The organism is Bifidobacterium sp. UBA744, from assembly GCA_002298605.1.
Lineage (GTDB): Bacteria > Actinomycetota > Actinomycetes > Actinomycetales > Bifidobacteriaceae > Bifidobacterium.
Genome location: DBKS01000045.1, coordinates 29,651 through 37,221 on the forward strand (window position 1 = coordinate 29,651; position 7,571 = coordinate 37,221).

Annotated in this window: 6 protein-coding genes; 1 reads left to right on the forward strand and 5 read right to left on the reverse strand. The window is 61.7% G+C overall.

Annotated features, from left to right (window positions below):
* On the reverse strand, positions 1-1,892 hold a 1,892-nt coding region (locus tag B2994_RS04680), incomplete at its 3' end, for an ATP-dependent Clp protease ATP-binding subunit (RefSeq protein ID WP_291527214.1).
* 141 nt (positions 1,893-2,033) lie between these two features.
* Between B2994_RS04680 and B2994_RS04685 the strand changes: the two genes are divergently transcribed.
* The gene (locus B2994_RS04685; protein WP_291527215.1) at positions 2,034-3,008 is read left to right on the forward strand and encodes a universal stress protein; all 975 of its coding nucleotides are present in this window, start codon (positions 2,034-2,036) and stop codon (positions 3,006-3,008) included.
* A 45-nt stretch (positions 3,009-3,053) separates the two neighbouring features.
* On the opposite strand, the gene B2994_RS04690 is transcribed toward B2994_RS04685, so the two are convergent.
* From B2994_RS04690 to B2994_RS04705, 4 genes are all read right to left on the reverse strand, one after another.
* Positions 3,054-4,226, reverse strand: a complete 1,173-nt coding sequence (locus B2994_RS04690; RefSeq protein WP_291527216.1) for a DUF3027 domain-containing protein — start codon at positions 4,224-4,226, stop codon at positions 3,054-3,056.
* A gap of 64 nt (positions 4,227-4,290) precedes the next feature.
* A complete protein-coding gene (locus B2994_RS04695) occupies positions 4,291-4,680 on the reverse strand; it encodes a cold-shock protein (protein ID WP_291527267.1) in 390 nt (129 codons plus the stop codon).
* Positions 4,681-4,768: 88 nt separating this feature from the next.
* Complete coding sequence (locus B2994_RS04700; protein ID WP_291527217.1) at positions 4,769-6,691, reverse strand: sensor histidine kinase; 1,923 nt, start codon at positions 6,689-6,691, stop codon at positions 4,769-4,771.
* 55 nt (positions 6,692-6,746) lie between these two features.
* Positions 6,747-7,481: a response regulator transcription factor gene (locus B2994_RS04705; RefSeq protein WP_291527218.1), complete on the reverse strand. Its 735-nt coding sequence runs from the start codon at positions 7,479-7,481 to the stop codon at positions 6,747-6,749.
* Between the last annotated feature and the right edge of the window lie 90 nt (positions 7,482-7,571).

The following is a 7,571-nucleotide window of genomic DNA, read 5'->3' on the forward strand; positions in this document are numbered from 1 at the left end:
ATCTCGTCGAACAGCACGACGGAGAACGGCTTGCGACGCACCTTCTCGGTGAGCTCGCCGCCCTCCTCGTAGCCGACATACCCCGGAGGTGCGCCGAAGAGGCGCGACGCCTGATACTTTTCGGAGAATTCGGACATGTCGACTCGGATCAGCGCGTCCTCATCGTCGAAGAGGAACTCTGCCAGCGTCTTGGCCAGCTCGGTTTTGCCCACGCCGGTGGGGCCGGCGAAGATGAAGGAGCCGGTGGGGCGCTTCGGGTCCTTCAGGCCCACACGCGCACGGCGAATGGAGCGGGACAGCGCCTGCACCGCCTCGTCCTGCCCGATGATGCGCTTGTGCAGCGCCTCTTCCATATGCATGAGCTTCTTGGACTCGGCCTGCGTGAGCTTGAACACCGGAATGCCCGTGGTGGAGCTGATCACCTGTGCGATGACATCCTCATCCACCACCATCTTGACGTCGGACTCGCCTTCGCGCCAGGAGGATTCCTTTTCCTTGCGCTCGGCCTCCAGCTTCTCCTGGCTGTCGCGCAATTCGGCGGCCTTCTCGAAGTCCTGGCCCTTGATCGCCTCGTCCTTCTGCTCGTTGAGCTTGGCGATCTTGGCGTCGAGCTCCTTGAGCTCGGGCGGCGCGGTCAGACGCTTGATGCGCAGACGGGCGCCGGCCTCGTCGATCAGATCGATGGCCTTGTCGGGAAGGTTGCGATCCTGGATGTACCGGGAGGAAAGCTCGGCCGCGGCCTGCAGGGCGCCATCCGTGATGGTCACGTGATGATGATTCTCATACCGTTCGCGCAGGCCCTTGAGGATCTCGATGGTTTCGGCGATCGTCGGTTCGTGCACCTGAATGGGCTGGAAGCGGCGCTCCAGAGCGGCGTCCTTTTCAATGTACTTGCGGTACTCGTCGGTGGTGGTGGCGCCGATGGTCTGCAGCTCGCCACGCGCCAGCATGGGCTTGAGCATGTCGGAGGCGCCCAGCGCGCCGTCCGCCGATCCGGCGCCGACGATCGTGTGGATCTCATCGATGAACAGCACGATGTCGCCGCGGGTCTTGATCTCCTTGAGCACCTTCTTCAGACGCTCCTCGAAATCACCGCGATAGCGTGAGCCTGCGATCATCGATCCGAGATCAAGCGAATAGACCTGCTTGCCCTTCAGGGTCTCCGGCACGTCGCCGGCGTTGATCTTCTGAGCCAACCCCTCGACCACGGCGGTTTTGCCCACGCCGGGCTCGCCGATCAGCACCGGATTGTTCTTGGTGCGGCGGGACAGCACGACCATCACGCGTTCGATCTCCTGCGAACGTCCGATCACCGGGTCGAGTTTGCCCGCGGCGGCCTCGGCCGTCAGGTTGCGGCCGAACTGGTCGAGAATGGCGGAACCGGTCTGGTTTCCCTTGTTCTGCACGCCACCGGCGTTGGCCAGGTCCCCCTTGCCGGAATCGGAACCGGAACCGGCGTTGCCGCGGATCATGTCGATCGTCGCGGTGCGCAGCTCTCCCAGGTCCACGCCCATCTTGATGAGCACCTGCGTGCCCACGCCCTCGCCCTCGCGGATCAGACCAAGCAGAATATGCTCGGTGCCGATATAGCTGTGGCCGAGCTGCAGCGCCTCCCTGAGGCTCAACTCCAGCACCTGCTTGGCGTGCGGCGTGAAGGGGATGTGGCCGTTCGGCGCGGCATTGCCCTTGCCGATCATCTCCTCGACTTGCTTGCGCGTCGCGTCCAGCTCCACTCCCTTGGATGCCAGCGCCTTGGCGGCCACGCCCTCACCCTCGCGGATCAGGCCGAGCAGCAGATGCTCAGTGCCTATGTAATTGTGCTGAAGGGCCCGGGCCTCCTCTTGCGCAAGCACGATGACGCGCCGCGCACGGTCGGTAAACCGTTCGAACATGCTTGTCCTTCCTCTGAAATTCCTTTCAACTCTACCGACGAACGGTGACGTTTATTTCGTCCGGCCGTGTGATTGTGCTCACAGCGAGGAAAGAACCGATATGCTGGTAGGGATCATCCATACCGTCAGGGAGGTAAGACGATGACTCAGTCCGAAATTCAGACTGTTGGCAATGACATTGTCGTTGGCGTCGACGGATCGGACGAATCCTTCGCCGCGCTGAAGTTCGCATTGCAGGAGGCGGCGATCACCGGGCAAAAGGTGAACGCCGTATTCGGTTGGACCCACTCATGGGACATGGGCGCCGAGCCCGACAACGACGAGGCGTGGAAGAAGATGCGGCAGGAGATCTCCGGCGCTCTGCGCGACTGGGTCGAACGGGCCACCGACGACATTGAATTCGATCCGGAGAATCTGGAGCTTACTTCGGTGAAGGCCACCGGCACCTCGGCGCTGCTGCAGATCGGCGCGGACGCGCAGCAGATCGTTGTGGGCCGGCGCTCGCTGGGACGCGTTGCGCGCTGGTTCATGGGCTCACTGTCCGCATCGCTGGCGGAGGAGTCGAAGTCGCCGGTCACCGTGGTGCGCATTGTGGACGACGACGCCGATACCGTGCAGGACTCCATCGCCAATGCGCTCACCCCCACCGACCAGCATGTGCATTTCAAGCAGCCGCAGCAGTACGTCAACCTTGAACGCCGCCCGGTGGTGGTGGGCGTCGACGCCTCGGAAACCAGCCGTCATGCGCTTGCCTTCGCCGCCCATGAGGCGCAGCTGCACAACAGGCCGCTTCATGTCATGTTCTGCTGGCAGCTCAAGGATCTCGGCACCATACCGGGTTACGAGAACGCCGTCGCGCCGATCGAGGCCGGGCAGCGACGCGCCGAGGAGATCGTGGCCGCCGAAATCGCCGAAGCGAAGCTTCCCGACACATTGGACGTGGTGCCCCACGCCTTCCATATTCCGGCCTCCAAGGGATTGATCGCCGCGTCGCGCTATGCCAGCTGGCTGGTGGTCGGGTCACGGGGTTTGTCCGGCCTGGACGCGCATTTCCTTGGCTCGGTGTCCAAACAGATCGTCAACTTCGCCGAATGCACGGTCACCGTGGTGCACTGAAAGCGCGATAGGGCACGATAGCCCATTCCGGCGATTCCGTCAGGGCTAGGCCTCGTCGGAATCGCCGTCGCCGTCGTCCGAGGCGAGGGCATCGCGTTCGTCATCGCCGCCGTCGGTCAGCCGGACCGTTGCCTCGATCTCCGGGCTGTCATCCGCCTTCGTCTCCGCGACGATATCGTCGTCGCCTGCCTCATCATCCGGGACGGTTTGCGCTTCGATGTCGGCCTCGGTGGCCTCGTCCCGATCGTCGTCGTCCGAGGCGAGGCGACTGCCCTCGCCCAAACGCTCCAACAGCTCGACTTCGCCATGCTCGTCACGCGGCTTCTGAGCCACCACGTCGATATGCAGGTCATCGAATGCGGGCTTGGACTGCACCCACAGATGAGACGGCTCGGGGGGATCTATCTCGGAATGCTCGCCGCACCCGTGATCCAGCGACACCACACGACCGTCGTCGGGGCTCCATTTATTGGCGCATACGCCAAACATCAGATTGAGTTCGCCCTTCAGCGGCACGAAAAACCCGCAGTTGGCGCATACATTGCCGCCAGCCGTTTTAGTGGACAGTGATTTGGGACCATGGGGCCCGTCATACCATCGCTTGGCCGTCTGCGCCCGACCAAGCGGGGTCAGCACGTGGCGACGGGACAGGTCGAATCCCGTCACCGCCTCGGCGATGTCTTCAGGCGCGGACTCAGGCGCGGACTGCGGGGATCGTTCCGCAGAGTCCGGATCCGCCGAATCCGAATCCGCGACCTGAGGTTCCGAATCTTCAGGTTCCGAAGCCCCGGATTCCGAAACCTGCGAATCTGAAGATTGCGCTTCGGCGGCATCCACCACTTCACGCATTTCGGCGTCGCTCATACCCGATTCGAGACGCGCATCCTCCGGATCGGTGCCAATGGAATCGGTTACCGACAAATCCGTCGGCTCCAGACGATCCTTCCACGGAATCCACTTCGGCGGCAGCAATGCGCCGTCGGCTGGAATCAGCGTGGACTCGTTCACAGTCCACTGACCCGCATCCTCGTCATGATACAGCGTAACCGACCACTGCCAGCCCTCATATCCGCGCACTTTCGATTCAAAGCGAAAATCAGTGACCCCATCCGGCAACTCTACGCTGGTGACAAAATCACCGACTTCGCTTTCATCTTCAGCGGTTTCGAACGCCACCGCCTGGGCAATGGCTTTCGGGTCAAGCGTCGTATCGGGCATCAGACCACCTTCTGGAACAATCGTTTGCGGAATCCGCAGGAATCATATGACGGCAAAGTCGTTGCTATTCCTGCACATCAAAGTTATCGGCGACCGCCCGGAGCACCGTGGCGAGTTTCCTGGACTCGGCGGCGGACGGGTAGCGATGGCGGCGCAGCGTATTGCCCGCGCTGTCCAACAGCTTGATCAGGTCTTCGCAGATCGCGGCCATATCGTCGGGCTTCGGACGTGTGGCCTTGACCAACGAGGGGGCGGAGGCAACGACGCTCACGCCCATGGCCTGAGGCCCCTTGCGCCCATCCACCACGGAAAACTCAACCTTGGTGCCCTTGCGCAACATAGTGGTTCCGGCCGGCAATGCCTGAGCCGGCAGGAACACATCGGTCCCCGACTCATCGGTGATGAATCCGTAACCCTTATTAGCGTCAAACCAACGAACACGACCGTTGGGCATTTCGACCTCGCTCTTACCCGTGCAGGCCTCGCCTGCATCCTTCAAATCAACGCTTCAGTATACCCCGTAACCGTTGACAGTCGCACCTTCATGCCCCGAGCGCATTCGATGAGGCGCCGGCATCCGCAGCCTTGGCCGCCCGCGCGGCTTCCCCGGCTTCCCCGGACTGCCCGCCGCCGGTTTTCACGGCCGACTGTCTGGAGGCACGGGACCAGCCGCCCTTCTTCTGCACGGGCTGCGTCTGGTCCACAGGCGCTTCGGACACGGACCCCGTCGGCAGGATGATGGTGAACGTCAGGCCGCCCCCCGGCGTTTCGCTGGCGCAGATCAGGCCGCGATGCGCCTTGACCACTGACTGCGCGATGGCCAGGCCGAGTCCAGTGCCTCCTTTTTGTCTGGCCCGCGAGGGATCGGCGGTATAGAAGCGTTCGAAGATCTGCGAGCGCTTATCCGCCGGCACCCCCGGACCATGGTCGGCCATTCGGATCACCGCGTAGTCGGTGCCGGATTTCGTTCCCTGAGAAATCTGTACCGCCTCAATGAATCGATCCAGCGACTGATCGGTCGACGGCAGCTTGCCCAGCACATCGGGGTCGATAGCCGCAGTGACCCTGCCCAGCGACACCTGCACCGGGGAATCGTTCGGAGTGTATCGGTGCACATTGCCCACGATATTCGTGACAACCTGACGGATGCGCGAGGAATCGCCGGTTAGCGTGATCTCCGGCATCGGAGCCTTGACGAAGGTCAGTCCCCCGTCATTTATTCCGGATTGGAACTGGCCTTGCGTCGAGTCCGCCCCCAGCTGGATCCGGCCGACCTGAATGTCCCGTTGCGGATCGATCGCATGCAGATCCTCAATCGCATCTCCCATGAGCAGGGTGACGTTCACCGGCTGGGTCAGATCAATGCCGCGGCCTTCGTCAAGGCGAGCCAGCGACAGCAGATCCTCGACCAGCACCGTCATGCGGGTGGAGGATTTTTCGATATGCCCGATGGCCTCGTCCGCTCGTTCCAGCGCACCGGGATATTCACGCTGCATCTTGTAGAGCTCGGCATATCCGTGAATGGCCGCAAGCGGGGTGCGCAGCTCATGGCTGGCGTCCGAGACGAAGCGCTTCATTTTCGCCGTGGTCGCCTCCTGCTCGCGGAAGCTGGACTCGATGCGCGACAACATGGCGTTCAGCGAAGCCGACAACGAACCGACTTCGGTGTTCTCGGGCAATTTGGGCACGCGCTGGCTCAAATCCCCGGCCGCGATCTTCGCCGCGGTCTTCTCGATATGCTTCAGTGGTTTGAATGTGTGCTGCACCACCAGCGAACCTATGGACACGCCGAGCACGATAATCGCGGCGGACATGATCAGGCAGTATTCGGTGATGGTTTCGACGGTGGAGATCTGGTCTCCCATCGACAGGCCGATATAGAGTACGCCGTACGAGTTGTCGGAGCTGTTCACCCATCGAATCGCCACCACACGCCACGGTGATTGGGCGCTGGCAATCACCTCGCGCTGCTCATTGGTGAGTTTGTCGGTTGAGGACGTGCGGAGGGAGTCCGGGATTTCCACATATGCCGGGGTACTGAACGGCGTGTTCAGCGTCACATTGCCCATCGACCCCGAAGATGGCAGCATGGGTGTGGAGATGATGCCGTATTTCAGCTGCGGAATCGCCTCCATCTGCACCCGCTTGCCGTCCGAAGACAACGAGGTGAGGATCTCGTTATTTGAATCTCGCACCTGCACGAAGAAATTCGACACGCCCAGAGAGCTCGTCGGGGCCTGCTGGGCGAGTTTGTCGGCTGAGGAGAACGCCAGTTGGGCCTGAGAGGTCAGCTGGTTGTCAAGCCGGTCGATCAGGTATCCCGACACCATCTGCCGAATGGCGAAGGTGATGGTGCCGCATCCCACCAGCAGCAGGGCGAAGATGATGACGACCAGCTTGGTGCTCAGCGGCACCTTGTCGAAATGGCCCCGCACGCTGCCCGCCGGTTCCCTACGAGCGGCCATCCTTCGCCACTGCATCTTCACGGATGAACTCCTCCCCCTATGACCACGCGCGCGGCTACGCGTCCTTTGGCTCGCGAATCATATAGCCGATGCCGCGTTTGGTCTGGATCAGGGGAACGACCTTGTGCGTCTCGCCGTTCTCATCCGTCACTTCGACCCCGTCGACTTTTTTCCGCAGATACGAGATGTAGGATTCGACGATCGCCGCATCGCCGCCCCAGTCATATTGCCAGACATGATCAAGAATCTGCGCCTTGGACAGCACGCGTCCCTCGTTGTCCATCAGATAGCGCAGCAACTTGTACTCCGTGGGGCTCAGATCAATGGATTGTCCGGCTCGGGTGACGTCATGCGAGTCCTCGTTGATTTCCAGATCGGCGACGCGAATGATCGGATCGTCCTCCACCTGCTCACGGGTGCGGCGCAAAATCGCGCGTATCCTGGCGACGACCTCTTCGAGACTGAATGGCTTGGTGACGTAATCGTCCCCGCCCACGGTCAGACCCATTACCTTGTCCTGCGTGTCGTCTCGAGCCGTGAGGAACAGAACGGGCGCATTGATGCCTTCCTGACGGATGCGGCGAGTAACGGTGAATCCGTCGATATCGGGCAGCATCACATCAAGAACCACAAGATCCGGCTGGGTTTTCTCGATCACTTCGATGGCTTCGGAACCCGACGCGGCGGTCGCGACTTCGAAACCTGCGAAATGGAGGGATGCGACGAGCAGCTCGCGGATGGAGGGCTCGTCATCGACAACAACGATCTTCGCTTCAATTGGCTTGCTCATGGTTCCCAGACTGGCCCCCTTTGCTGGAGGTTTTCTGAATGTCATCTGAAACCTCAATGGAACCAATCGGCGACGCCGTTTCCCCCGACA

What these genes read in the sequence shown, in the direction of transcription:
- B2994_RS04685 (WP_291527215.1), top strand. Translation starts at nt 2,034, where the DNA reads ATGACTCAGTCCGAAATTCAGACTGTTGGCAATGACATTGTCGTTGGC.
- B2994_RS04705 (WP_291527218.1), bottom strand. Translation starts at nt 7,481, where the DNA reads ATGAGCAAGCCAATTGAAGCGAAGATCGTTGTTGTCGATGACGAGCCC.
- B2994_RS04695 (WP_291527267.1), bottom strand. Translation starts at nt 4,680, where the DNA reads ATGCCCAACGGTCGTGTTCGTTGGTTTGACGCTAATAAGGGTTACGGA.
- B2994_RS04690 (WP_291527216.1), bottom strand. Translation starts at nt 4,226, where the DNA reads ATGCCCGATACGACGCTTGACCCGAAAGCCATTGCCCAGGCGGTGGCG.
- B2994_RS04700 (WP_291527217.1), bottom strand. Translation starts at nt 6,691, where the DNA reads ATGGCCGCTCGTAGGGAACCGGCGGGCAGCGTGCGGGGCCATTTCGAC.